This is a genomic window from Rhodopila sp. (assembly GCF_965276935.1).
Lineage (GTDB): Bacteria > Pseudomonadota > Alphaproteobacteria > Acetobacterales > Acetobacteraceae > Rhodopila.
The window spans coordinates 627006-652711 of sequence record NZ_CBDIBS010000004.1 but is presented as its reverse complement, the minus strand read 5'-3'; the positions used below and the strand labels follow the sequence as shown (position 1 = coordinate 652711).

23 protein-coding genes and 1 pseudogene are annotated in these 25706 nt (G+C 63.1%); 11 read left to right on the top strand and 13 right to left on the bottom strand.

All coding sequences use genetic code 11. The features are described from left to right. Window positions 1-671 precede the first annotated feature (671 nt). Both ACQY4S_RS19330 and ACQY4S_RS19325 read left to right on the top strand, forming a co-directional pair. Window positions 672-1724, top strand: a complete 1053-nt coding sequence (locus ACQY4S_RS19330; protein WP_428486841.1) for a zinc-dependent alcohol dehydrogenase family protein — start codon at window positions 672-674, stop codon at window positions 1722-1724. Next, a complete protein-coding gene (locus tag ACQY4S_RS19325) occupies window positions 1721-2380 on the top strand; it encodes a class II aldolase/adducin family protein (protein ID WP_428486840.1) in 660 nt (219 codons plus the stop codon). The genes ACQY4S_RS19330 and ACQY4S_RS19325 overlap by 4 nt, the downstream gene beginning before the upstream one ends. Here ACQY4S_RS19325 and ACQY4S_RS19320 read toward each other — a convergent pair. Both ACQY4S_RS19320 and ACQY4S_RS19315 read right to left on the bottom strand, forming a co-directional pair. Then, window positions 2377-2649, bottom strand: a complete 273-nt coding sequence (locus ACQY4S_RS19320; protein ID WP_428486839.1) for a glycine zipper family protein — start codon at window positions 2647-2649, stop codon at window positions 2377-2379. The two genes, ACQY4S_RS19325 and ACQY4S_RS19320, sit on opposite strands and share 4 nt — an antisense overlap. 34 nt (window positions 2650-2683) lie before the next feature. Further along, window positions 2684-2953 carry a Rap1a/Tai family immunity protein gene (locus ACQY4S_RS19315; protein WP_428488458.1) on the bottom strand — a complete coding sequence of 90 codons (270 nt, stop codon included), beginning with the start codon at window positions 2951-2953 and terminating at the stop codon, window positions 2684-2686. Between the two features lie 538 nt (window positions 2954-3491). Between ACQY4S_RS19315 and ACQY4S_RS19310 the strand changes: the two genes are divergently transcribed. Then, window positions 3492-4226 (top strand): SDR family NAD(P)-dependent oxidoreductase, encoded by a 735-nt coding sequence (locus tag ACQY4S_RS19310; RefSeq protein ID WP_428486838.1) that lies wholly within the window; start codon window positions 3492-3494, stop codon window positions 4224-4226. Between the two features lie 203 nt (window positions 4227-4429). On the opposite strand, the gene ACQY4S_RS19305 is transcribed toward ACQY4S_RS19310, so the two are convergent. After that, entirely contained in the window at window positions 4430-6184 is a 1755-nt protein-coding gene (locus ACQY4S_RS19305) for an ABC transporter ATP-binding protein (RefSeq protein WP_428486837.1), read from the bottom strand. Between the two features lie 104 nt (window positions 6185-6288). On the opposite strand from ACQY4S_RS19305, the gene ACQY4S_RS19300 reads away from it, so the two are divergent. From ACQY4S_RS19300 to ACQY4S_RS19290, 3 genes are read left to right on the top strand one after another with little or no spacing between them, the layout of a single operon-like run. Then, window positions 6289-7233, top strand: coding sequence for an aldolase/citrate lyase family protein (locus ACQY4S_RS19300; RefSeq protein WP_428486836.1), 945 nt, complete (start codon window positions 6289-6291; stop codon window positions 7231-7233). Between the two features lie 23 nt (window positions 7234-7256). Beyond that, the gene (locus ACQY4S_RS19295; protein ID WP_428486835.1) at window positions 7257-7529 is read left to right on the top strand and encodes a hypothetical protein; all 273 of its coding nucleotides are present in this window, start codon (window positions 7257-7259) and stop codon (window positions 7527-7529) included. 9 nt (window positions 7530-7538) lie between these two features. Beyond that, window positions 7539-8033 (top strand): hypothetical protein, encoded by a 495-nt coding sequence (locus ACQY4S_RS19290; RefSeq protein ID WP_428486834.1) that lies wholly within the window; start codon window positions 7539-7541, stop codon window positions 8031-8033. Window positions 8034-8176: 143 nt separating this feature from the next. Here the strand turns inward: ACQY4S_RS19290 and ACQY4S_RS19285 are convergent, their stop codons facing one another. The 4 genes from ACQY4S_RS19285 to ACQY4S_RS19270 form a co-directional block, all read right to left on the bottom strand. Then, window positions 8177-10444: a TonB-dependent receptor gene (locus tag ACQY4S_RS19285; RefSeq protein WP_428486833.1), complete on the bottom strand. Its 2268-nt coding sequence runs from the start codon at window positions 10442-10444 to the stop codon at window positions 8177-8179. 59 nt (window positions 10445-10503) lie between these two features. Continuing rightward, entirely contained in the window at window positions 10504-11451 is a 948-nt protein-coding gene (locus ACQY4S_RS19280; RefSeq protein ID WP_428486832.1) for a TonB family protein, read from the bottom strand. Window positions 11452-12114: 663 nt separating this feature from the next. Continuing rightward, window positions 12115-12375, bottom strand: a complete 261-nt coding sequence (locus ACQY4S_RS19275; protein ID WP_428486831.1) for a hypothetical protein — start codon at window positions 12373-12375, stop codon at window positions 12115-12117. A gap of 417 nt (window positions 12376-12792) precedes the next feature. Then, window positions 12793-13365 (bottom strand): NUDIX domain-containing protein, encoded by a 573-nt coding sequence (locus ACQY4S_RS19270; RefSeq protein WP_428486830.1) that lies wholly within the window; start codon window positions 13363-13365, stop codon window positions 12793-12795. A gap of 377 nt (window positions 13366-13742) precedes the next feature. Between ACQY4S_RS19270 and ACQY4S_RS19265 the strand changes: the two genes are divergently transcribed. After that, window positions 13743-14015, top strand: coding sequence for a PAAR domain-containing protein (locus ACQY4S_RS19265; protein WP_428486829.1), 273 nt, complete (start codon window positions 13743-13745; stop codon window positions 14013-14015). A gap of 26 nt (window positions 14016-14041) precedes the next feature. On the opposite strand, the gene ACQY4S_RS19260 is transcribed toward ACQY4S_RS19265, so the two are convergent. Then, window positions 14042-14488, bottom strand: coding sequence for a PP2C family protein-serine/threonine phosphatase (locus ACQY4S_RS19260; RefSeq protein WP_428486828.1), 447 nt, complete (start codon window positions 14486-14488; stop codon window positions 14042-14044). Window positions 14489-14628: 140 nt separating this feature from the next. Here ACQY4S_RS19260 and ACQY4S_RS19255 point away from each other — a divergent pair. Then, window positions 14629-15668 (top strand): annotated as a pseudogene (locus tag ACQY4S_RS19255) (IS3 family transposase). A 748-nt stretch (window positions 15669-16416) separates the two neighbouring features. Further along, the gene (locus ACQY4S_RS19250; protein WP_428486827.1) at window positions 16417-17220 is read left to right on the top strand and encodes a trypsin-like serine peptidase; all 804 of its coding nucleotides are present in this window, start codon (window positions 16417-16419) and stop codon (window positions 17218-17220) included. A 112-nt stretch (window positions 17221-17332) separates the two neighbouring features. Here ACQY4S_RS19250 and ACQY4S_RS19245 read toward each other — a convergent pair whose 3' ends face one another. From ACQY4S_RS19245 to ACQY4S_RS19225, 5 genes are all read right to left on the bottom strand, one after another. After that, window positions 17333-18565 carry an ABC transporter substrate-binding protein gene (locus tag ACQY4S_RS19245; RefSeq protein WP_428486826.1) on the bottom strand — a complete coding sequence of 411 codons (1233 nt, stop codon included), beginning with the start codon at window positions 18563-18565 and terminating at the stop codon, window positions 17333-17335. Window positions 18566-18633: 68 nt separating this feature from the next. Then, window positions 18634-19932 (bottom strand): MFS transporter, encoded by a 1299-nt coding sequence (locus ACQY4S_RS19240; protein WP_428486825.1) that lies wholly within the window; start codon window positions 19930-19932, stop codon window positions 18634-18636. Between the two features lie 522 nt (window positions 19933-20454). Then, complete coding sequence (locus ACQY4S_RS19235; RefSeq protein ID WP_428486824.1) at window positions 20455-20775, bottom strand: hypothetical protein; 321 nt, start codon at window positions 20773-20775, stop codon at window positions 20455-20457. A gap of 498 nt (window positions 20776-21273) precedes the next feature. Further along, window positions 21274-21957 (bottom strand): methylamine utilization protein MauJ, encoded by a 684-nt coding sequence (gene mauJ, locus ACQY4S_RS19230; RefSeq protein WP_428486823.1) that lies wholly within the window; start codon window positions 21955-21957, stop codon window positions 21274-21276. A 258-nt stretch (window positions 21958-22215) separates the two neighbouring features. Further along, window positions 22216-23343 (bottom strand): threonine aldolase family protein, encoded by a 1128-nt coding sequence (locus ACQY4S_RS19225; protein WP_428486822.1) that lies wholly within the window; start codon window positions 23341-23343, stop codon window positions 22216-22218. Window positions 23344-23403: 60 nt separating this feature from the next. Between ACQY4S_RS19225 and ACQY4S_RS19220 the strand changes: the two genes are divergently transcribed. Both ACQY4S_RS19220 and ACQY4S_RS19215 read left to right on the top strand, forming a co-directional pair. Beyond that, entirely contained in the window at window positions 23404-24489 is a 1086-nt protein-coding gene (locus tag ACQY4S_RS19220; RefSeq protein WP_428486821.1) for an LLM class flavin-dependent oxidoreductase, read from the top strand. Beyond that, window positions 24489-25691, top strand: a complete 1203-nt coding sequence (locus tag ACQY4S_RS19215; RefSeq protein WP_428486820.1) for a multidrug efflux MFS transporter — start codon at window positions 24489-24491, stop codon at window positions 25689-25691. Before ACQY4S_RS19220 ends, ACQY4S_RS19215 begins: the two co-directional genes overlap by 1 nt. Window positions 25692-25706: the final 15 nt, after the last annotated feature.

Genomic DNA, 25706 nt, shown 5'->3' with positions numbered 1-25706 from the left:
TATGGCCGAGGAGGCAAGGGTGACCAGGAAGTGGTGGACAAATTCGGCATTGATGCCTGCCATAGGCCGCCCTGCCGCCCATTGCCGGAGCAATGCAGGGCGGCCGTCCATAGTCAAAGGCAAACGACGCTACTTGATGGTGCGATCAGAGAGACCATGTACGCATTATAACGATCGCCCATCGGTTAGGTCCCATTTCGCATCCCGAAGCCGAGCGTCGATGACGACGCGAGAGAAGGCTTCAGGTGCATGGGATGCAGGCGTGATCCAGCCAAACTAACAAGGCACCTCCAAATGCGCCATGCTGCTGAAAGCGCGCCGTCGGCGTTCGGCATGCTGAAGACACGGCGGCTTCGGCCTTTATCGCCGCGCCGGGCGTTGCCTGGTTGCCCGTCTGATGCCCTTCGCGGCCATCCTGTCGTAGCGGGCATCATACTTGCCGGGGTCGTCGCTCCACAGACTACGCTTTGACCGAATCAGCATCTTCCCCGAACCCATCATGTCACAAGGCGGCCAGCCGTCTGAAATCCAGGCGTTCCAATACCTGCACAGACGTTGGCGTCTTGGCGGTTTCCAGCCACAGTCGCCGGGTTTCGCCCGCTGCGGATCAGGCTATGATCGCCCAATAGTCACGGACAAGCCGCGACTCAACGCGGACAATGGAGGCAATCATGCAAGGTGTTGTATTTACCGGCGAACGCGATCTGGAGTTGATGAATTTCCCGGACCCGACGCCCGGCCGCGGCGAGGTGGTGGTCGAGATGAAGGCCTCCGGCATGTGCGGCTCCGACCTGCACCAGTATCGCCGGCCGAAGAACCAGGCGCGCAACGCCACTGGCCTGCCGCCCAACCCCAACCCGACCATCGTCGGCCACGAGCCATGCGGCGTGGTCGCCGCCATTGGCCCCGACGTGCTGCCAGCCGAGGCGCAAATCGGCCAGCGTGTCATGGTGCACCACTACCAGGGCTGCACCCAGTGCGCCCATTGCCGCTCCGGGTGGCAGCAACTGTGCCAGGAGGTGTCGGTGAAGGTCTACGGCAGCAACGCCAATGGCGGCCATGCAAGGTATCTGCTGGTGCCGGCCAACACACTGGTCACGCTGCCGGATGCGCTGTCGTTCTCGGCCGGCGCCGCGATCGCCTGCGGCTCGGGCACCGCCTATGGCGCACTGCGGCGGATGAACATCTCCGGGCGAGACACCATCGCGATCTTCGGCCAGGGCCCAGTCGGACTGGCCGGCACCCAGTTCGCCAAGGCCATGGGCGCACGGGTGATCGCGCTGGATATCAGCCCGCAACGGCTGCAACGGGCCAAGGAATTCGGCGCCGACGAGATCGTTGATCCCGGCTCGAACGATCCGGTCGCGACGATCAAGGACCTGACAGGCGGCCGCTACGCCGACCTCACCCTCGACACCTCCTCCAATCCCGAAGCGCGCCTGAACGCCATCAAGAGCACCAAGGTCTGGGGCACAATGTGCTTTGTGGGTGAGGGCGGCGACGTGCACATCGACGTCAGTCCGCATCTGCTGCGCCGCCAGTTGACCCTGGTTGCGTCGTGGACCTTCTCCAACATCATCCAGGCGGAGTGCGCGACGTTCTGCGTCGAGCGCAAGGTGGACGTGGACGCCCTGTTCACCCATCGCTGGACCCTGGATCAGGCGGTGGAGGCTTACACGCTGTTCGACAAGCAGTCGGACGGAAAGGGTGTGTTCCTGCTGTGATCCGCGATCAGGTCGTTTGGCTGTATCGAACGCTGGGCGAGCGCGGCCTGATCGTCGGCAGCGCGGGCAACGTCAGCGCGCGGACGGTGGAAGACCCCAAGGAAGGAATGCTGATCACCCCCTCCGGCGGCGATCCCGAGCGGGTGTCGGCGGCCGACTTGGCGCACGTGACACTGGACAACGAAGCGCTGGATGACATGACGCCGTCCAGCGCCACCCCTTCAAGCGAGTGGGCGCTGCATGCGGCGGTCTACCGGACCTGTCCAGGGGCAGCGTTCATCGCGCATACCCACGCCGATGCCTGCACCGCGCTGGCCTGCCTGAACCAGCCGTTGCCGGCATTCCATTACATGGTGCTGCAGTTTGGTGGCGATGATGTCCGCTGCGCGCCCTACGTCACCTTCGGCACGCCAGCGCTGGCCGAGCTGGCGGCGGTGGCGATCGAGGGACGCACCGCATGCCTGCTGGCCAACCACGGCATGATCGTCTCCGCCCGCAGCACGGCCGAGGCGCTGACGCATTCTATCCTGCTGGAAACGCTAAGCCGGCAATACCTGCTGGCCCGTTCGGCCGGCACACCGCGTTTGCTGACGCGGCAGGAGATGCAAGACGCGCGGGAACGGTTCAAGACATACGGGCCGCGGCCGCCGATTTAATACTGCGCCTGGTGTCCGGCCCTATAGCCTTGCTGATAAGACTCGTGCTGATTGTTCTTCCAGGCGTTGGTCAGCAGCCCGCCGGCCAAACCCGCACCGGCGCCAATGCCGGCACCGAGTCCGGCATTGCCGGCCAGTGCACCAATGATCGCACCACCGGCGGCGCCGATCCCCGTGCCGGTCGCGGCGCGCTGCTCCCCTGGCGACAGATTTGAGCAGCCACCGAGCAAGACGGCTGCAACGACCGATGCGATGATACCCTTTTTCATGATTGGGCTCCTTCGTCCCCAGCGGTGGCTTGGTTTACTTCTGGCCGCGTCGTGCCGCGACAGGATGTGGACACGGATATTGATGAATCAGGAACCGCATCAAGCCGACAACCGGCGGCTCGGCCAGACGGTTCGGATCGGCGTTCCCCCATGCCGAGAATTCAGCGACCGCTTGATCGTGCGATGGCCGTGGCGTTGGCAGGCAGAATGGCTGCCGTCCTTCGCGTGTGACAGCTTCGTAACTCAGCGCCACCTCGACCGCTCCTTCAGCAAAACCCTGGCAGAAATTTACCGCTGCCGTCATGAGGGGATCGTCTTTCGCGGCACTGCAAAGGTTGATGAGATCGCCCGTCGTCCGCGGCGGGAATGCGTTGCGATCGAGTGCTGCCTGTCCCGGCGTGAAAGCAACGCCGCAGCAGATCGCCAGTGTAACGAGACCTAAAGACGCAAGCCGCATGACCCTTATCTCCTCCGACTATTGAACAGTCTATGACAGTTCGCTGCTCAGACCGCTATCACTGCCCAGCCTTATTTGTTCAATCCACTCGGCAATGCTCATTCCTCTGCCGCTATGTCATTGACATAGCTTCGAAAATCAGATCGTCGCGCGGCTCGGCCTGAGACACCCAGATCGCGGGACGTCGCCCCGCTCGATGTGCGGTGCTGGATGCAGCAAGGTGGCGGTTCCCGGTTTCTGGCCTTCGTCACGCGCGTGCGCCTGCGCCGGTCGGGGCGGTGTGTATTCAGGGCGCTGTGTATGATGCCGTCCTCGGAACACTATGCAATGCGTGTGACAAGCAGCCGCATTGCCCAGATGCTTACCGCTAACCAAGGACCTTTCAATGCCCCTCAACCTCACCGGCCGCATTGCTCTCGTCACCGGCGCCTCCCGCGGCATCGGCGCCGCCATTGCCCTGGCCTTGGCGGAAGCCGGCGCGGACATCGCCGTCAACTATCAAAACAAAGCCGCACAGGCCGAAGCCGTCGCCGCCGCGGTTATCGCCACCGGCCGGCGCGCCGTCACAATTCAGGCCGACGTTTCCGACAGCGCCGCCGTCACCGCGATGGTCCGCCATTGTGAGGAAAAACTCGGCCCGGTCGATATTCTTATCAACAACGCCGGCATCGGCCTGATCCGCGGCATCGACGACCTGACCGAGGCCGACTTCGACACAACGATCGCGGTCAACCTGAAATCCGTTTTCCTCTGCACCCAAGCTGTCCTGCCGCACATGCGCGCGCGGAACTGGGGTCGCATCGTCAACATCTCCTCCGGCGCCGCCCGCGGCGCCGGAGGCGTCGGTCCGCACTACAATGCTTCCAAGGCTGGCATGGAGGGTCTGACGCGCGGCTACGCTTCCCGCCTGGTCAAGCAGGGTATCACCGTTAATGCTGTCGCGCCGTCACTGATCGAGACCGACATGGTCCGCTCCGGCCTCGCCGCCTCCGCCGCCCGCATTCCGCTCGGACGGTTCGGCACGGCCGAGGAAGTGGCGCAGGTGGTGCTGATGCTGATCGGCAACGCCTACATGACAGGACAGACCGTGGCGATGTCCGGCGGTCTGGCGTTCAACTGACTGTCGCTATGCGACCGAAAGAGCTCGTGAACGCTGAGCTGCACGCCAGTTGCGCAAGAATAATCCTGGGCATCCGCCAGCCGAGGAGGATCGTGACGCGATATTCAAGGCGGTGTCCGGTCCTGGAAACTCAAATGCCGCCACGTTTCCCGGTTCTTTCACAGATAGAATAGACATCCGGCCACGACCCAAGAAAATCGCTCTTACGCGCCCAGCAAACTCTGGCTTCGCACCAGGCGAGCATACAGCCCATCCGCCGCGATCAGTTCCGCATGCGTGCCGCTTTCCTGCGCTCGGCCTTCCGCCAGCGCCACCACCAGATCGGCATCGCGCACGGTGGACAGCCGATGCGCGACCACGATGGTGGTGCGGCCTTGGCGCAGATGCGCCAGCGCGATTTGCACCGCGGCCTCGCTTTCAGTATCCAGAGCACTGGTCGCCTCATCCAGCAGCAGGATCCGAGGATTTCGCAGCAGCGCCCGTGCCAGGGCGATTCGTTGCCGCTGCCCACCGGACAGACGCTGCCCGCCAGGACCCACCCTTGTCTCATAACCAAGCGGCAATGCCGTAATGAATTCAGCCGCGGCGGCGGCCTCGGCGGCGGCCTCGATCGCCGGCCGCTGGGCGTCCGGATGTCCCATGGCGATGTTCGCCGCCACGGTATCGTCAAACAGCAGCGCGTCCTGACCGACGTAGGCAATCGAGTCGCGTAGGCTGGCCAACGTCACCCTTCGCACATCGGCGCCGTCTATGCGCACCATCCCGCCGGTCGCCTCATGCAGCCGAGGGATCAGCGCCAGCGCGGTGGACTTACCGCCGCCGGATGGCCCGACCAGGGCGATGGTGGTGCCAGGCCAAGCCTCGAAACTCAGGTCGGCCAGACCGGTGCGGCCGTCGGGATAGAGGAAGCGCACCTGGTCGAACACCACGTGCCCCAGGCCAGGCGGCAGCGGAACGGCATCCGGCGCATCGGCGATGCTGGGATGCTCGTCTATGATGGTGAAGACGCGGACCATGCCGGCCAGCCCCTCCTGCAACGCGGCGTTCAACGAACCCAGCGCGCGCAGCGGACGGGCGGCGATCAGCAGGGCGGCGACGAAGCCGGTGAAGTCGCCCAACGCGTGGTCGCTGACGGCGGCGCGCCAGCCCTCGAAGCCGATCACCGCCGCGACCGCGGCACCACCCAAGACCTCCAGCACCGGTTCAACGCGGGAGCGGCTTCGTGTCATCCGCAGCAGCGATCGATAGAGTTGCTCGAAGGCGGCTTCGGCGCGGCGGCTCTCGCTGGCCTCCAGCCGATAGGCGCGGACGGTGCGGGCCTGGGCAAAGCTCTCGTTCAGCAAGGTCGCGGTTTCGCCGACGCGCTCCTGCATGCCGCCGGATGCGCGGCGGACGCGCCGGCCGATCCGCTCGATCGGCAAGATGGCCAGCGGATACATCGCCGCGGCGATCAGCGACAGCAGCCAGTTCAGGTAGATCATGCTGCCGACCAGGCCGATCACGGTGATGACGTCGGCCACGCCGTTCACCGCGCGGGTCAGCGATTCGCGGATCGTCGCCGCGTCGGTGGTGAAGTGGGCGGCAAGCTGGGCAGGCGCCTCGCGCTCCAGGCGGGCGAGATCGGCGCGGGTGAGGTGGGTGAACATCCGCCCTTGAAGTTCGCGGATCACCAGCAGCACGACCTGCTGCACCTGGACGTTCTGGAAATACTGCGCGACCGCTTTCAGCCCGGTCACCGCCACCACCAGGACCGGGATCTGATACAGGATGCGCCGGTCATGGTTGGTGAACATGTCGAAGGCGTGGTTGATGACCACCGGGTACAGCGCCGTGGTGCCGGCCATCAGCAGGGTCAGCAGGATGACCAGCGCCAGGCGCGCCTTGTAGTGGATCAGATGCTCCCGCCACAGGCGGCCCAGCAGCGCGAAGGTACGGTCGGTCGAGTGAATCGTGGTCATGCGCGCCGTGTATCAGCCGCCGCGCCGACCCGCCACGTATCCGGCTTGACGACGCCCCCGGCACCGGACGCACACTATCTCGACAAGAACAGGGGAAATGCTATATGGCAAACCGCATCAACCGCGCCATCGAACTGCTGGAGCAGGACCAGGCTATCTATTACGACGGCCCGCACAGCGGCCACGTGCTGACCTACGAGCAAGGCCGACAGGATGCCGGCACCTGGGCCGACTACATGAATGTCGGCATGGAGCACGGCGCCTTCGACATGACCGGCCTTGCCGCCTATATGTCCGGCCTGACGGACGGTGGTTCGACCCGCTCTGGCCACCGCACCCCGACGGTTATCGTAGAGGCGCCGGTCAACGGCACGGATGAAGCGAATGTCCGCTTCAACGCCTGGCAGTTCCGCCAGATCCTCGGCCGCGGCGCGCACGGCATCCTGCTGTGTCAGGCGGAGACCGCCGACGCAGTGCGCGCCTTCGTCGAAGCCTGCCGCTACCCGCACAACCTCGCCGGGGTTGATCCCGCGCTTCCCTCGCCGGAGGCGCGGCTGGCCGGCACCGTCCGACCGCGCGCGGCCGAAGGCGGCCTGGGCATTGGCACCCGTGGCCGCGGGTCGGAGGCAACGGCCGCTCCGGTCTGGGGCGTGTCGGCCGAGACCTACATGGACCGCTGCGATCCCTGGCCGCTGAACTCGGCTGGCGAACTGCTGCTGGGGGTCAAGCTGGAAAGCCCCGAAGGCATCGCCAATGCCGACGCGATCTGCGCCGTGCCCGGCCTGGGCTTCGCCGAGATGGGTCCTGGCGACCTGAGCCTGTCGCTCGGCTCGGTGACCCTGCTGCGAGACCCTTATCCGCCGGTGATGCAGGCCGCGCGAGACCGCGTCTTCGCCGCATGCCGGCGCAACCGGATCGCGTTCCTGGAAGGCTGCACCCCGTCGAATATCGTCAGTCGGCTGGATGAGGGGGTGCGGGTGATCTCCGGCCACAGTCAGGAGATGGCCCGAATGGGACGAGCGCATCAGCAGCGGCGGCTACCGGCATAGGATGAAGTCAGGTTGACCGCACCATGATCGGTCGCCGTGATCTTGGCCTATCGCTCGGCACGATGGCTGTCGCATCGCCCGCTATCGCGCCGCGAAGCCGGGCCGGAACCTTGCCGGAAAGCACCTTCGACCGCATCGGCCGCACCCGCGTCGTGCGGGTTGGCACCGTCGCTAGACAGGCGCCATACTGTGTGCGCGACCTCACCAGCTTCGATTGGCGTGGCTTTATCCCCGCCTATGGCCGCGACTTGGCCAAGGCGCTGAATGCCGACGCAGGCTTTGTCGAATCCACCTAAAGCAATGCCGTGCTCGACCTGCAAGCCGACGAGGTCGACATTTTCTTCGGCCTTATTCCGACGCCGCAGCGTGCCCTCGCGATTGACTTCACCCACCCGCTTTTCAACAACCTGTTCACCCTGATCGCGCGGCCCGGCTTTCGCCCCGCGACAGGGCACGACCTGAACAATTGGTCAGTTCGAATCGCGCTGGAGATTGGCACCTCCTACGACCAGATAATTTCGGAATCCTGCCCGGACGCAACGCTGATCCGGCTGAAAACCAACAACGAGGCGACGCTGGCGGTGCAGGCGGGCAGGGCGGATTGTCAGGTGCTGGTGGCGCTGCTGGCGCTGTCGGTGCTGAAGCGTGATCCCGGCATCGGCGCGCTGGTGGTGCCGAAGCCGCTGTCACCGCGCCTACCAACGCCGGGCTGCGGCGGAAACCGGACAAGACCTGGCGCGATTTTGTGGACAACTGGATCGACTGGAGCCGCGGCGTCGGTCGCGTGCGCCGGATGGTGATCGATAGCCTTGGTCTGGCGGGAATCGCCCAAGCCGACATCCGGCCAGAGGTCAACTTCTGACCACGGCATCACGCACTTCATGCCAACTGATGAAACCTCGACCCCACGCGCTCCGTCTGCATCAGCGCATGCCAGGGCTTGTCACAACGCGGCGGAGATGGAGACGAATACGGCGCGTCCCGGATTGGTTGCATACAGTGCCTGGTTATTCGCCGTCGTGCCGATCAGCCCAGCCAGGCTGTGGTTGTTGAACACGTTCAGAACGTTGAGGCGGAAGTTCAGCGACCTGTTGTTGATCTGTGGCAGCAGCAGCGTATAGCTGGCGGCGAAATCCGCATCATTGTAGCCTCTGATCGGAAAGCTTGCATGAGAGAAAGGGCCAGACCCATCCAAGGTATATTGTGGTCCGACATACTTCCATAGAAAGGACCCGTAGAAACCGTTCCGTTGTAGGATTGGACCAGCCGCCGTGGTGCTTCTGGGATTGAGCGCGACCGGAAAACCTGATCCGTCATAGGTCGCATCGTTCAGCGTGGCATTCGCGTAGAGCGAAACGCCCCGGCCGAGCTTGGCGGTGCCTTCGGCTTCAATGCCTTTGAACACCGCCCCACCGTTGTTGCTGTAGATCGTCCCGATGCTGTTGTTCTGAGAGGCGATATAGTTCTGGAAATTGATGTAGTACATATCGAACCCGGCCGCGAACCTGTCGTTCTGGAAAGTCGTACCGACTTGATAGTTGATGGTCTGTTGCGGCTTCAGCGAAGATGGCGCGTTCGCCGCCGGCACCAGCAACGCATTCAACGGGGGCGCCAGAAAGCCGTCCGCCACCTGCGCGTAGGCAACCCATCCTTTCATGACTTCATAGCGCGCATCGATCGCCGGCAGCACCGCGCTCCAACTCTGGTTGTCCGGCGCGGTGGACGGAGCGCTTCCAATGATCGTCGCATTCAGGCCACGCGAGACATAGGTGTACTTGATACCGAGCGTGATAGTCAGACCTGGCAACGGCTTCGCCGCGAACTCCAGATAGGGCTGTACGGTAGTCAAGGTCGTATTGTAAAGCGACTTGAAAGGTGTTCCGGTCCGTGACCGTGTGTAGGTCGCGCCGTTGTCCGACAGGTCGATGGCGGCCTTGTAGGATGAACCGGCATTATAGTCCAGCCAGAGGCCCGAGCGAACCTGGCCGTAATCGGTATCTCTGGTAACTCGAAGCGTATTGCCGATTGACCGAAAGTCACTGTGCGTCGTGATGCCCGGAACATCGTTCGTTACGGTCGTTCTCACACCGTTGATAAAATACGTGCCGGTCAGGTTTGGGGTTGTGCCGTTCGGATCAAGTCCGTTCGTGCCGTTGTGGTAGTAGGAGACCGTATAGACCTTGTCATCAATGCCCCAGCCGTCACCAAACGCGGATTTCACGCCAAGGTAGTCGAAGTCCGTGTAATAGTTGTCGGTGTTATAGCCGCTGTAGGCCTGCGACAAGAGATTCCCGTTCAACGCATAGTTCGCGCCGAGGGACTGAATCTGCCCGCTCGTCGCGCCGTATGGCGTGTGTGTGCGGGCGTAGTCGTACATCCCGACGGCGGTTATGACCGTGTTGTCGCCGATCGGCGCCTCGACCTTGGCGTAGATGTTGTTGCGGAGTGTTGACGTTCCGGTCAGATAGCCGTTGCCCTCGACATGGGCGGAGTCGAGCAGACCGCGCGCGCCGCCCAGTGCCGGAAGCGCGCCGCTGTCTAGCCGCAGACCCTCCACCTTGACGCCAAAGCTGCCAAACGTGGCGTAGGGGTTGATCCCGAATGTGTTGCCGGGCGTTGTCAGCGTGGTCGCGACCGTGCCGCCGAACGTCGCATAGCCAATCTGCGACGCCGTGCCGGGACCGCGATCGACCGAGACCGAGGCAATGTCATGCGCGAGGAAATATGCGGCTGTCTGCGGCGCGAAAGACGATATCGTTCCGGGCAGCACCAGTCCGTCGAAGGTCGAGTTAAACTGGGTATAACGAAAACCGCGAATTGTCTCGTTGAAGTTCTGCTGCAAACCCGCGCCAGTGGGCTCGACATTCTGCACACTCGGCGAGAACTTGATGATGTTGTCATAGTTCTGAGTGGGTACCGTGTTGTTCTGAATATAGGTGGGTCCGACCACGGATGTTGGCTGGGCCGCATCAAGCGGTGGACGGCTGGGTGCTACGGCACCGGCTGAACCGGGCGTGGACTGCACCGCGCTGCTTTCGTCGGGTCCGCCGGTCGCATGAACCGTGCCGATGTCAGTGCGGTCGTCTTCAGAGTCGGCCGCGGCCAGAACCAGGCTCAGGCACAACAAGGCCAGGCTTGGCAGAGCGTGGCCACGCGGGCGGCCAACCGAAGCAAGGCGTATCATTGTCGTGGCACCGTGGTGTCCTTTCATCGGGAGCAACCTTGCCCAAACTGACATTATTGTTGCTTTGTCGTTATCTGCGTCCGTGCTCAGCCGCCGCAGGCTTCATCGACCCAGATCAACAGATGTAACACTTGGTCCGACACCTCGGCTGGCGCTTCCGGATAGTGCGCGGTGCGCACCGCGGTCAGTGCCGCCGCATCCAGCATGGACATGCCGCTGGATCGCGCCAGTTGGACACCGCCGACGACCGTGCCATCGCGGTAGTCAAATGCGACGCCCGCCTTTCCCGACTGCCCCATCATCCGCGCCGCAGCCGGACAGCGCACCGCCGCCTGCACCGCCTCCCGAATGCGGCCGCTCAAGGTTTCCGCCGCGTGGTGATCTCCTTCGCCGGATGCAGCCGGCCGAGCGGGCTGGCTCGCAACGGCGGTTGTTGCGTCAGACGGGTCGGGCACCGCAGGGATTGTGGCTTTGGCCGCCGCCGGACGCGGCATGACAGGACGCGGCATGCCAGGACGCGGCATGCCAGGGCGGGGCATGCCGGGGCGGGGCATGGCCGGGCGGGGCAAGCGCCGAACGGGCGTTGGTTCGGCCGCCGTTAAGACGGGGAACGACGGTGGCACCAGAGGCGCGGGCGCTACAACCTCGGGTGCGACGGGTGGCTGAATGGAAGGTTTGGCCGGCTCGACCTGTTGGGCCGCGGGCCGCGGTTCAAGCACAGGACGGGCGGGCGTCAGCACCGGCTCGGGCGGCACGACCGTTGGTGCGGGCGTCTGCCGCGGTGTCGCCGAGGCCACTGGTTCGGCAGCCGCCGTCATGGCCGGCGTGGGTTCGGCCGGTGGTCGCGGATCGGGTTCATGCGGCGCAGCCGCCGGCACCATGATCAGTTCGATGGTTGGCTGTTCGGCTTGTATGACCGGAGGCTGGATGCCGCCGGCGAGCGCCGCCAGGACAAGGCCATGAGCGACCGCCGCTCCCAGAACTGAAACACGCTGCCATGTCGCTCGTGCCGGTGCGGCTGACAGAACCGCCATCGCACCATCCAGTCCAGACAGCCGTGGCGGCATCCTGGCTGATGCAAAACTGTTCCAACGGGAGTCGGCATTATCCGGCATCGCGGGCCGCCAGATGTTTTGATAGCGGTTCAAAAGTACTGCGTTTACCTGAATGGACGTTTTGCGGCCATGCCCCTGCAAGTTGTCAGGCGGCATCCTTGTCGCGTGCATTTGACGGACTGTCACAAAACAGACTTAAACCGAGACTGTAGAAAGCAGCATAGATCCAGGTTTTAATGGCAGGCCTGTTCCGACCGATAGGCTGTCCTGGTGGATTTTACAGAACTGTCACAGTGGACGCCATGCAACGTGGATGGGATTGCCAATCCTCGCCGGCTGACCTTGGCGGCCATTTCCGCCGCGCCTGACTTCACGGAGATGCAGACGCTGAGGCACGGCTATGAGATCGCTCGTCAAGGCGACAGGGAGCACGGTCTGGCAGCAGCCGGCTGTGCTGGTAATAGGATCTCGGCGAATTTGTTCCAGCAATGATCGGCACATCGGCGGCCAGCCAGGTTCCACGACATTTCGGCAAGCCTGCAACTATCGACATGATCGGCGCTGAATGATCATTGCAGGCCATCCTGATGCCATACCGGCGTCGGGCAAGATGGTGATAGGTCGTTATCAGGGGCACCTCGATCAGTATTGGTCGGCGATGAGTTTTTTGGCGTGATCAAGCGCCTCAAGGCATTCGTCAGCGTCGCCCTCGGCCTCTTCCCTTCTCGCGCGTGTCAGGTCGGCGTCGATCAACTGTTTTATGCGGTCTTCGCCGTGATAACCGGAAGCGTTTTTGGCGAAGTCGACCTGACTTTTATTGCAGGCGTCGAAATCGCCGCCCCGGTCCCTCGCCGCGGCATCGGCGAAAGGGATCAGGATCAAGACCAGAGCAAGACGCAGCATCAAGCTGGTTCCTTTTTCGAAGTGTGCCAAAGCCGGCCACCGTCGCGCACAGCGATTGACAAACATCGGACGCGAATTTGGGAGTGCCGCGTGTCACAAAGACGCTCCATCGGGACGGTCACCAGACTGGCTGCCGCTTCGCATGCTTCGGCTGCAAGGTCCAGAAGACTGGCTGTCAGATCATGTATTGTACCAACCCGATCGCGTCGCGGCGAGCCACCAAGTCCGTCACGGAGAGTGGCCCGTCCCATAGGCGTTAAAGTAGCGTGCCGGGAGCAGCGTTGGTTTCGAATCTTATGCCCGGCGATGGCCACCTTTGGTGCGTCGATACCGCAAGTCGTCGATGGCCGGTCACGACGTCAAGAGCGTGGCGCACCGGGTTGAACAACGTGTTTGTTGATAAGAAGCCCCAGGCGATCACAGCAGCCGCTTTACCCGCAGCAGACCAAAGGCCGCGATCGTCATCGCCTCGCGAACGATGCCGTCGCGGATCATGCTTTCCAGTTCATTTAGGGTAAAACCGCGGCAGATCATATCCTGTTCACTGGTTTCGCGTTCGGGTTCACCCTGACGCAAGTTGGTGGCGAGGAAGATATGTCCGCGCTGCGTGCAATAGCCCGGTCCCTGGAACATCTCACCCGCATAGGTCATCGTGCCGGCGACCAGTCCGGTTTCCTCCCGCAGTTCCGCCGCGGCAAGTACCGCTGGTTCGGTGCCGGGTGCGTGTTCCCACATGCCCATCGGAAATTCCCAGATGCGAGCAGCGACCGGATAGCGATACTGTTCAACCAGCGTCACACGGCCCTGATCCCAGGGAACTACGATGACGAAGTCCGACCGCTCCACGACGCCATACAGACCGGGTGAGCCGTCGGCATGCAGGATGCGGTCTTCTCGCACACGGGTCCATCGATTCTCATAGGCGATGCGGGTGGACAGCGTGGTGAACGGACTTGTCGCGGTGGTGGTTTTGTCAGTCGGCGTTGTCATTGGCTGTTTCGCTCGGTGGCCGGGGCTGTTCCGCCTGCTGGCCAGTGAAAGGAATGCTCGTGCGGGGCCGCTCGTGCCATGCAGATGTAGCACATCACTTCGCCGCCGAGGCGATCCGATTGAAATCCCATGCAAGCATTCCGCATCCGCGCAATCCTGACACCGACGCGGATGAAAGACACTCAGGTGGCCGGCGCCTATTTCGCCGCGCCCAGGCCGTTTTTTCGGCTGACTACGCAGCCTGAACAACGATCTGGATCTATATTGGGTCGCGTGGTTGATCCGCTGCTGGCGTTCCGCCCGACGCGATCATGCTTGAGCAAATGACAATCAGCTTGGTGTGGGAGTGATGTGGTATGGGACAGCCGGCGGCGCGCATGACCGATCTGCACACTTGTCCGCTGGCCGACGGACCTGTGCCGCACGTCGGCGGCCCGATCATCGTGCCTTATGAACCCACCGTGCTGCTCGGCAGCCTGCCCGCTGCGCGGATCACCGACACTCTTGTGTGCGTCGGGCCGCCCGACATGATCGCCGAAGGCTCACCGACCGTGCTGATCGGCGGGCTTCCCGCGGCACGCATGGGTGACCTGACCGAGCACGGCGGCGTCATTATCATCGGCAGGCCGACGGTGCTGGTCGGGGAATGATTGGGGCGCCGGACCCTGTCCTTAACTTACTCCGCCCGCACCTCCACCGTCACCGCCGTGACATTATTGGTCGCCTGATGCGCCAGCGCCGCCTGGATCAGCAGGTCCGGCGGCGGGATGCCATCCGGGGCGTCCAGCGGGGCCGCCAGTTCCGCCTCGGTCAATGACTTGGTCAGCCCGTCGCTGCACAGCAAGAACCGGTCGCCGGCCAGCATCTCGCTAACGACTTTGTCGAGTTCCAGGTCCGTCTCACCCGCCCCCACCGCACGCAGGATCACGTTGGCCTGGGGATGACCCGCGGCTTCCGCCTCGGTGATGTTGCTGTCATCGACCATCGCCTGCACCAGGCTATGGTCGCGGGTCAGCCGCAGCAGCACGCCATCGCGCAGCAGATAGGCGCGCGAGTCACCCCCCCAGAGGCAGGCGAAATAGGCACCGACCGAAATCAGCACCACCACAGTCGATGCGATCATACCCGACGGCCGCGAAACTGCCATCGCCCGCAAGGCGCCATGCACCGACTGCAACCGCTGGCGCGGTTCCGCCAGCATCTGATCCCTGAAGTTGACCCGCTCTGGTGGAGCCTTTCATGCTTTTGCAGGAGGTTCCTTTCATGCCGATTACCCGTCCCCCGTATTCGCCGGAGTTCCGGCAACAGGTCATCGACCTGGCCCGTGCTGGGCGCGAGAACAAGCAGTTGCGGGTGGAGCGCGACATTCTCTCTCGAGCGGCGGCCTGGTTCGCACGCGAGACCGGGGCCGTGTCGTCCGGCTCTTCCGGTTCATGAGCGCGAACCAGGCCGTGTTCCCCATCGCCACCATGGCCCGGGTGCTGGGCGTGTCCGAGGCCGGCTACTACGCCTGGCTCAAGCGCCCTGCGTCCACCCACGCCCGGGCCGATGCGGCGCTGCTCAAGCGGGTCCGGACCATCCACGCCGGCTCGCGCGAGACATACGGATCGCCCCGTGTTGATGCCGAGCTGCGGGCAGGAGGGGAGAAGCATGGCCGCAAGCGGGTCGCACGCCTGATGCGCTCCACGGGCCTTGTGGGCGCGAGCCGCCGCCGGGCTGGCGTGACCACCACGAAGCGGGACAAGGAGGCCCGGCCGGCACCGGACCTGGTGGACCGGGACTTCACGGCGACAGCGCCAAACCGGTTGTGGGTGGCAGACACTACGTTTGTGCCAACAGCGACGGGGTTCCTGTACCTTGCCGTCGTCCTGGACGCCTGGAGCCGCAAGATCGTGGGCTGGTCCATGGCGAACCACCTGCGCGCCGAGCTGGTGCTGGACGCGATGGAGATGGCCATTGGCCAGCGCCGGCCGGGCAGTGTGATCCACCACTCGGATCAGGGGTCGCAATACACGTCTCTGGCGTTCGGCAGCCGCTGCAAGGAGGCCGGCGTGCGGCCATCCATGGGGTCGGTAGGCGACGCCTACGACAACGCCATGTGTGAGAGCTTCTTCGCTACCTTGGAATGCGAGCTGCTGGAGCGCCGCCGGTTCGCGTCTCAGGCCGAGGCCCGCATGGCCTGCTTCAGCTTTATCGAGGGCTGGTACAATCCCGTCCGCCTCCACTCGAGCCTGGGCTACCGCTCGCCCATGGTCTACGAAGCCGCCGCCGCAGCGACGGAGGTGGCCAAAGCCCAGGCCTAGCCACCGAAGTCCACCAACACTCCACAGGATCGGGTCAACTTCAAATCGTCGAGCCGTTGGCTCGATTAGCCAGGGATTAACGACGCGGCGCCACTTGCCGGGTCGGCTGACGTTGGCGACAAATCATCGCCGGGTGGCAGCAGATGGCATCAACCGCTTGGGTTGCGGCATGCAATTGGCAAGCCGAAGATCCAGGCTGCCTGTCCAGCTCGCCCTGTGATCGCGTGGGCTGGACCGGTGCTGCGAGGCTCGCGCATGACGGCGGCTGCCAGTAAAGCGCGGACTGTCTCATGCGAGGAACCCAAACTCATATGGCCAACTGACACAGATTAAAATCTCAAATTTTTTTGATTAGCGTTGCTTGGGATTTGCCGCAAAAAATCGCAAAAAACGAATGTGTTAGGAGATTATGGTGCGTAGCTTGAGAGGGATTACATTGCTCGCGGCGGCACCATTGCTCACTTGCCTAACAACGAAGCTCACGTCCGCTCAGCCGGTCACCAAGGAACTGTGGTCAGCCGCCGATGGCACAACCTCCGGCACATACTGGACCGCGGCGCGGATGCGCGCCGCCCGGCCGGTCAAGCCACCCGGTAACAGCGCCGCCGTCGCTCCGGACGCCAGCTCGATTGTTGCGCCGAAAGCGCCAAGCGGGGCACCCCAGACAGCGATTGGCGCTCCACCCGCGCTCAGCGTTAGCCAGTTTCCCGGCGCCAAGCGCATCGCGCCAGCGATCACGCCTGAGGAAATGCAGCAGATAAGTCCGGAGGCACCAGAAGCTACCTCACAGTTTGGCCTGCCGTTCACCACATCGCAAGTGCAGCCGGGCGCGGCGCTGACGACGTATCCCTTCAGCGCCGCCGGCAAGTTGTTCTTCTCCGAGCCGAGTGGCGACTACGTCTGTTCGGCCTCGGTCGTCCGCCTTCGTATCGTGGTCACAGCTGGGCATTGCATTGCGTCGCCTGCCAATGGCACCGCTCCAGCCAGTTTTTTTTCCAACTGGGCGTTTGTCCCAGGATATAACAACGGAAGCGCGCCATTTGGCATGTGGACCCCGTGGGCAGTAGGCACAACGACGGAATGGTACTACGGCGATGGCTCGGTGCCGAATGCTCAAGACATTGGCATGCTCATCATGAACGATCAAAGTTATGCCCAGATCGGAGTGTGGGTAGGATATCTCGGATACAAGACCAATTCGCTGGCTGGCAACAATGTCACGATGCTTGGCTATCCCTGCAACCTGGACAACTGCGAAATCATGGAGCGGACAGACGCCGGGAACGGCATCAGCGGCGGCAACAACACATACGAGTTTGGCTCCGCCGCCGGCGGGGGCGCGTCTGGCGGTCCTTGGGTTCAGGACTTCGGCACACCACCGACATCGACCGGGGCCGGTAGCCAGAACTGGGCGCTGGGCGCCAACTACCTGGTCGCCGTGACATCCTATGGTCCCACTGGGTCGCAAGGCTATCTCGGCGCCTCGGAACTCGACAGCTCGTTTACCGACCTGCTGAACATACTCTGTACTGCCGCTCCGGGTAATTGCTAAGTAGCGGTCACGCCTGCTGCACTGCTTGGCGGAACCTTGACAAGCCTTGACGGGAAGGTCCGTCAGGGTGGTATTTCTTCCAATAAGTGGGCGGATTGGCGGCGCGGGCCCGCTACGTCTGGGTCATCCGGCAGCCACCATGATCAATTGGACGAAAGGCCTCGGCTGCCGGGACCGTTTGCTTCAGTGTATAGTAGTCCCATGGCTCCTTCGATTGCGTTGGTGACTTCACTTCGAACAGATACATGTTGTGGATCACGCGGCCATCCTTGCGCACGGCACCCCTGCCGAACAAAGGATCATCGGTCGGCGTCGCTTGCATCTGCTCCACCACGGCGCGTCCGCTGGCTTTGGCCTTCTCCGGCCCGATTGCGATGACGGCCTTCAGGTAGTGGATCACGGCGGCATACTGTCCGGCGTGGACCGATCCAGGGACACTGCCGTTCATCCGTGCGGCAAAGCGCTGACCGAATGCGCGGGTGCCGGCATTCAGGTTCCAATAGAACGGCTCGGTCAGCAGCACGCCTTGCGCCGATGCCAAGCCGACGCCGTGCACATCGTGGATCAGGAACAGTAGACCGGCAATTTTCTGGCCGCCCTGCTGGATGCCGAACTCGGCCGACTGCTTGATGCAGTTTACCGTGTCGCTGCCGCCATTGGCGAAGCCAATGACCTTCGCCCCGCTCGCCCGCGCCTGTATCAGGTAGGATGAAAAGTCCGTCGTGCCGGGAAACGGCGCCATCGCCTCGCCAACGACACGGGCCTTGGCTGCGGTGACGAAGCCGGCCGCGTCGCTTTCCAATGCGTGACCGAAGGCGTAGTCGGCGGTGATGAAGAACCAGGTATCGCCGCCTTGCCTGATCGTTGCATCGACCACCGCATGCGGCATCGACCAGGTGTCGTACGACCAATGCAAGAGATTGGGACCGCAATGTCCGCCGGTGATCTCGGCTGACGCGGCACCGGTGAAGATCGCCACCTTGTCCTTGGCCTTCGCCATCTCGCCGATCGCATAGGCGGCCGAAGACAACGGCACGTCGGTCAGCAGGTCGACCCCCTGGTTGTCGAACCAGTTGCCGGCGATGCCGACCGCGACATCCGGCTTCAGCAGCAGATCGGCGGAAACCAGTTCGACCTTCAGCTCCGGGTGGACGCGGACAAAGTCCTCGATCGCCATTTGCGCCCCCAGGACCGAACCGGCACCGGTATTGGCGGCATAGGCCCCGGTCATGTCGGTCAGCACGCCAATGCGGATGGGCCTGGACTGAGCGCGGGCCGCACGCGAAAGCCCCGCGGCGGCCAAGCCACCGGCGAGCACATCACGGCGCCGAATGAAGTCGTTCATGGTTTCCTCCCCGATCTTATTTTATCCGCGGCATGATCCTATCGTCCGGGCACGGGCGCAATGCCTGTTCAGTTCGCATCAACCGTCGCCCCCTGTGGTCGGGCTGCCATTTCAGGGGCTCGTTCAAGTTCGCCATCGTGCGAGATGCACAGAATGGCGACCGCCGAACCGATGCTCACGCAGGCGATCACCAGAAGGCCGCCGTCGAAGCTGCCGGTCGCATCCTTGATCCAGCCCATGATGAACGGGCCGCCGAAGCCGGCGATGTTGGCGATCGAGTTGATATAGGCCACACCGGCCGCGGCCGCAGCGCCGGACAGGAACGCCGTGGGCATCGACCAGAACACGGGCAGCGTTGACCAGGCACCGAATGCCGCGACGCACAGGGCCAGCAGGCGCAGCGGCGGCGACGGCAGCAGCGCGGTCGCCACCAGACCGATCGCGCATATCATGAAGGCGATGGCGCAATGGCTTCGCCGCTCCATCAGGCGATCGGACCGGCGGCCGTACCAGATCATGCCGATGGCGGCGACCAGGAAGGGGATTGCGCTGACGAAGCCGGTCTGCAGATTGGTCAAGCCAAATTGCTTCACGATCTGCGGCAGAAAGTAGACGATGCCGTAGGTTGAATAGGCGATGCCGAAGCCGCCGAGACCGAATGCCACGACACGGGGGTTGGTCAGGACCTGTAGGACCGACAGGTCGTGCACAGCCTCCCTCTGGCGGCGTTCGGCGGCTTGACGGGCCACCAACCACGCGCGCTCGTCATCATCAAGCCAGGTTGTCTCGGCCGGGCTATCCTTGAGCACGAGCAGGATGACGACCGATAGGATCAGCGCGGGGACGGCTTCCGTCAGGAACACCCACTGCCAGCCCTTGAGGCCGGCGAAACCGTTCATCGCAAGGATCAGGCTGGAGACCGGGGCGCCGAACACCGCGGAGAACGCGGTCGCGACCATGAAGGTGCTGACCATGCGGCCGCGGTAGGCGGCGGGAAAGAACAGCGACAAGTAGAACAGCATGCCGGGAAAGAAGCCGGCCTCGGCGGCGCCCAGCAGAAAGCGGACGACGTAGAAACTGGTCTCACCCTGGACGAGGGCCATGCAGCCGGACAGCAGTCCCCAGGTGAACATGATGCGGGCGATCCAGCGCCTCGCGCCGAGCTTGACCAGCAGAAGGTTGGACGGCGTTTCCAGCAGGAAGTAGGCGATGAAGAAGACGCCGGCGCCGAAGCCGTAGACGGTGGCGGAAAAGCCAAGGTCCTTGTTCATCTCGAGCGCGGCGAAGCTCAGGTTCACCCGGTCGAGATAGTTGACAAAGTAACAGATGATGGCGAGCGGGATAAGGTGCTTGACCACCTTCCTCATTGTTCTGATCTCGATTTCTTCCACGGCGTTCCCCCTGATGTATTTTGTCCCGGCGATGTTTGGCTGGGTTGTTGAGGCCGAGCATTGCCAATCGGTGGGGTTAAGGCAAGAGCGGCCTTGCCAGCACGGGGTTTGCCGATGGGGCGGTTGCATAGGCGCTGACATAATCCTATAGGCGGTCACATCAGAGGCTGCAGCACGTGCTTTTCTTCTGTGTCGGGCCGGTGGAACAGGCTGTGTGGAAACTCGAAAATTGGGGGTAGTTTACTATGTTGCATATGGATTGACGCTGCCGCAGCAGGTTTTTTGCCCTCCAGCGCCGTGTGGATAACCTTGCTTACGGTTGCCCAGCCATCGCTAACCCGCCGCATCCTCAATAACGGAAAATATCGCAATGGCGGTAATGAGGCTTCAGCGGTGCATATGCTCCCTGTATCTTTATTGCGTTATGTGGGATAAATTGCCTGCCGCCACTTGTTTTCATGCCTCGACGTTCTGAGTGGCGCTTAGCCACAAGGCATTTCAGTTTTTCAAGCAGCTTCCGTGAGAAGGCACGGATTGCTTATCAATATCGAAGGCGTTTATTACATATCGTTTGCTGGCGTAATCAAGCAGAACAACGCTTGCGCCCAGGGCATGCTGCTGGTTCGGAAGAACCCTTGCCACGCCCTCCACAGCGACAATACCAATTAGGGTGTCACTGATTACCGTCCACTGTTCCGCAGGGCCGCCGAGGGCACGGGAGAAGGGGTCGTCGGTTTGGGTTATCCTCCCCGCCGAAATCGTCAGCTTGAACAGGCTGGCGTGTCCCGGAAGCAGGTCGCCTGCCGGCGTATCCTCCATGCATGTCCACACGGTAACGGCGGCGGCTGGTGCCGTAACCAATAGCAAGACGCCGGCGAGGCAGAAAACTAGGCGGGTGAGGTGACGCATGGTCGGAAACGGCTAAGCGACATACGACACGCAGCCACTTGTTTTTGCCCCTTCGGCGCTTTGAGCAGCGGTTTTTACCATAAAGCCCATTATGCGGCCATTAGCCTGCGAAGCCGCCTGTTCAAACCCCTACTTCAACTGCTCAGCCCAAATGAGATGTGTCTCAATCACCACTCTGGCGCATAACTCAGCGGGCAGCACCATATCTTCGAGCCGCCATACCTCAAACGGAATACTGAGGTCGAGAGGGAATAAACTGCTTCGCGACAAACCAAAGTGGGCAACGGCATCTCGATACTTTTTTTCAAGCACATCATCCCGAAATTTCGTGATTGACCTGCCAATATATGCTTTGGCCTCGAGGGGATAGTCGTCATGATGCGGCACGACATCAGGTCGCTCAGTTAACTAAACTCTCTTTTCGCGGGCTTCCTGTCGTATCTTAGCTCTTTCATGACCAAGCAGTCCTTCAAGGATTTTGAAGTAGTTAAGCAATTTATAGGGACTGCTCGAACTAGTCTTTGCCTCCCGATAGAGAGCATATACTGCCTTTATCTCCGGCCTATACAAGTACTTGGCGATGTTTAGTTTCTTCTGCTCATAAGGGGCAAGGTACACCAGATGCATTATGGCATTCTGCACGTCATCGACGCGCATTGTGCTAACGAAGACGGGGACATCGTGTCTAAACGACAGGAAATCGAGGGCGGGATAAAGTGCCGCGCAAAAGGTGTCTCGCGCCTCCTGCAATGTGGTCGCATGTAGCGCCATCTCCGCCATTGATAGCTCGCCGGCTGTGTTCATGAAAAGGCGGATGACCCCCAATGTGGTATTGAAAGACGGTTGGCTTAGGGTTGGCTCTAGTAATATGTGGGACGAACCGGCTTGAGGCGTGCAGTCAATAATAGTGTCTGTGACGAGGACCTTTGTAAACAGGGCCTTCGCGACAAAAGGGCGGGACGCTGTGTCGGATTTTCTTTCATCAACTGTCTTGGTGGAATGCGCCGGGCTAGCCAAGCCAACGTAATGACGCGTGCCGGGATGGCCGAACGTATCGACCTTTAACGCTGGCCTTGCCTGCTTCTCGGTCATGATCGCTCTACCTAACTACCGCGTCCTGCGCACCGCCGCCGGTTCCGCCGACTTACCGTATGACCTCCCTTTCCGATCGGGCTCGTTGCTGGCCCGTCTGGTGCGGAATCATTTGGTTTCTGCACCACCCCGAATGGCCTTCTTTACCACATCAGTCTTTCCGAAGCAGACTGATCCTTACTGACACCAGACGGTCTCGGCTTGAGAAAGCCAGGAAGACCGCCCTTGCGACCCGCCAAAATTCCCTGTGCCGAGGTGTTAGCGCTGATCAGGATCGCGTTCGACAACCTGCCGCATGATCGCCACAGCTTCCTCGAGCTGCGCAGGACCAACATCCAGATGTGTGCAGGCGCGTCCACGGAACGTGCCGGACACCGATACCGTCACGCCCAGCGGGCGCAGCCGATCGGCGAACGCAGGCGCGGTCAGGCCGGTGCCGCTGGTGTCGAAGAACACCAGGTTGGTTTCCGGCGTTTCCACCGTGATACCCGGTATCTGCGCCATCCCCCGCGCAAGGGCGGCGGCGTTGATGTGGTCCGCCGCCAGCCGGTCGATGTTGTGTTGCAGTGCGTAGATACAGGCGCCCGCGTTCATGCCGCCCTGGCGCAGCGAGCCGCCCAGGCGTTGCTTCCACCGCCACGCCTGGCCGATGAAGTCGCTCGACCCCGCCAGCACCGCGCCCAGAGGTGCGCCGAGCCCCTTGGTGAAATCCAGCCAGACGGTGTCGCAGTCCGCCGCCAGGTCGCTGGCCGCGACCCCCAGCGCCACCGCCGCGTTCAGCAGCCTGGCGCCGTCCATGTGAACCCGCATGCCATGTTCGTGGGCGACGTCCGCCACCGACCGCAATCCCGCCACCGGCCAGCAGGCGCCGCCGCCCTTGTTGGCGGTCTGCTCCACCTCCACCAATGTTTGCGGCGGTGAATAGCGGGAGACCGGGCGGATCGCCTCGCGCAGCGTGTCGGCGCTGAAGATGCCGCGATCGCCGGCAAGGCCGCGGATCATCACACCGGTGATGGCGCCCGGTCCACCGGCCTCGCTGGACTGGATGTGGGCGTCCTCGTGCGCCAGGATCTCGTCACCCGGCCGGCAGTGCGTGGCGATTGCCACTTGGTTGCACATCGTGCCGGACGGCAGGAACATCGCCGCCTGCTTGCCTAGCAGCGCCGCCGCCTGGTCGCACAGCGCCCATACAGTAGGATCCGAACCACCCTGCTCGTCGCCCGTCTCGGCGTCCAGCATCGCCTGCTTCATGCCGCGGGAGGGTCGGGTCTGGGTGTCGGAATACAGGTTGATCCGGACCGGAATGGCGAAGTCCGCCCGCTTCGGCTCGTAGCTCATGGTGTGGTGCTCCATCGGCAGTTCCGCCGGTCGTACCAGAAGGGGCATTGCCTGCAAAGCCGCGCCGTCGGATGCTGCGGTATTGCAGCGCAGCAGGAAAACCGCCGGATGAAATTCTCCAACTTTTTGTTCCCCGACAGCGCCTCGCCCGCCGACGACGGGCGCATCATCGACGAGACCCTGCAGGAAGCTCGGCTGACCGACGCGCTGGGCTATGACACGATCTGGCTGGCGGAGCACCATTTCGACGGCATAGTCGCGTATGTCGATCCGGTCAGCTTCGCCGCTGCGCTGGCCACCGCCACGACGCGCGCGCGGATCGGTTTCGCGGTGGCGCAGATGGCGCTGCACCACCCGATCCGCCTGGCCGAGCAGGTGGCCCTGATCGACCACATCAGCAAGGGACGGCTGATCGTCGGGCTGGGCCGCGGCACCGCCTACAACATCTACGACTACCAGGGCTTCGGCATCGACCATACGGAAGCCCAGGCGCGGTTCGAGGAAGCCGAGGCGATCATGTTCGAGGCCTGGAAGGGCGAACCGCTGGAGCACCACGGCGAGTTCTTCGACCTGAAGCTGCCCGGCCTGCGGCCCGCTGTCTACACCCGGCCGCATCCCTACGTGATCCGCGCCGCCGCGACCGAGCACGGCATGCTCGACATCGCCCGCCGCGGCAAGCCGTTCATGATGAACGTGCAGAACAACACCGTCACCGCGCAGCGGATGCAGTTGTACCGCCAGACCCTGCGCGACATTGGCCTGAATGAGGCAGCGGTCGCCGCACGGTGCGAAGAATGCTGGATCTGGCGCAATGTCTGTGTCGCGGAAACCGATGCCGAAGCGCAACGCATCGCCGTCCCCGCCTTCACCAACCAGCTCGAGCGGCGGGCGGAGATGCGCAACCGGGTGTATCAGGAGCAAGGCCGGTCGATCCTGCCGATGCCGCCGGCCGACGCGCCCCCACCATCGCATGCCTCGGTGGAGAATGGGCTGGTATATGGCTCGCCGGCGACGGTGGCGGCAAAGCTGGCGCCGCTGATGAACACCGGCGTCGGCGGGTTGATTATCCAGTTCCGCCTCGGCTCGATGTCCTACGAGCAGACCGTCGGCAGCCTGACCTTGTTCCGCGACAAGGTGATCCCGGCCCTTGAAGCGTTAGCGGAGAGCCGCTCCCCTTGCGCCGCAGCCGGATAATGGCCGACACCGAGGCCGGGAACACCGCGTACTGGCAGCGAAACCTGCTGGTCTGCGTGTTCGGGTCGTTCACCACCATTGTTGCCATGACGTTGCTGCTGCCGTTCCTGCCGCTTTATGTCGAGGAACTCGGCGTCCACGACCATGCGGCGATCGTGCAGTGGTCGGGGGTGGCCTATGGGGCGACGTTCTTCAGCGCCGCCCTGTTCGCGCCGCTGTGGGGCCGACTGGCCGATCTTTACGGGCGCAAGCTGATGCTGATCCGGGCGAGCCTGGGCATGGCAGTTGCCATGTCGCTGATCGGCCTGTCGCAGAATGTCTATCAGCTTGTTGGGTTGCGGCTGCTGGCGGGGCTGCTAGGCGGATATTCGTCGGGATCGACGATCCTGGTGGCGACGCAGACGCCACGGGAACGGACCGGCTGGGCGCTTGGCATGCTGGCGTCAGGCGTCATGGCGGGCAACCTAGCCGGCCCATTGATCGGCGGCGTACTGCCGCCGCTGATCGGCATAAGGCGGACCTTTCTGGCCGCTGGAGCCATCATCTTCGTCGCCTTCCTCGCCACCACCTTCTTGATCCACGAGGAGGCTCGGCCGCCGCGCCGGAACAAGGCCGCGCGACGTGGCGGCTGGACCGACATCCCGGACAAGCGGCCGATCGTCGCCATGCTGGTCACCGGCATGCTGCTGATGCTGGCGAACATGTCGATCGAGCCGATCATCACGGTCTATGTCGCGCAGATCGTTCCGGATGCAACGAAAGTGACCCTTGTCGCCGGCCTGGTGATGTCGGCGGCGGCGCTTGGCAGCATCCTGTCGGCATCCCGTTTGGGCAAGTTGGCCGACCGGGTGGGGCACTGGAGGATCATCGTCGGCTGCCTGCTGGTCTCTGCCGGGCTGCTGATCCCGCAGGCTTTCGTCACCGCCGGGTGGCAGCTTGTCGGGCTGCGCTTCCTGATGGGATTGTCCCTCGGCGGGCTGCTGCCCTGCGTCGCCACGGTGATCCGCCACAACGTGCCGGAACGGAGCGCCGGCGGCATCCTGGGCTATTCAACATCATCGCAATATGTCGGGCAGGTGGTGGGACCGCTGGCGGGCGGCTTCATCGGCGGGCATTTCGGCATGCGCGCGGTGTTCCTAGGGACATCGGTGCTAATGGCGGCGGGTGCGGCTTATGGCTGGGTGTCCCGGCCGCGGAGCTAGATGACCTCCGGCCGA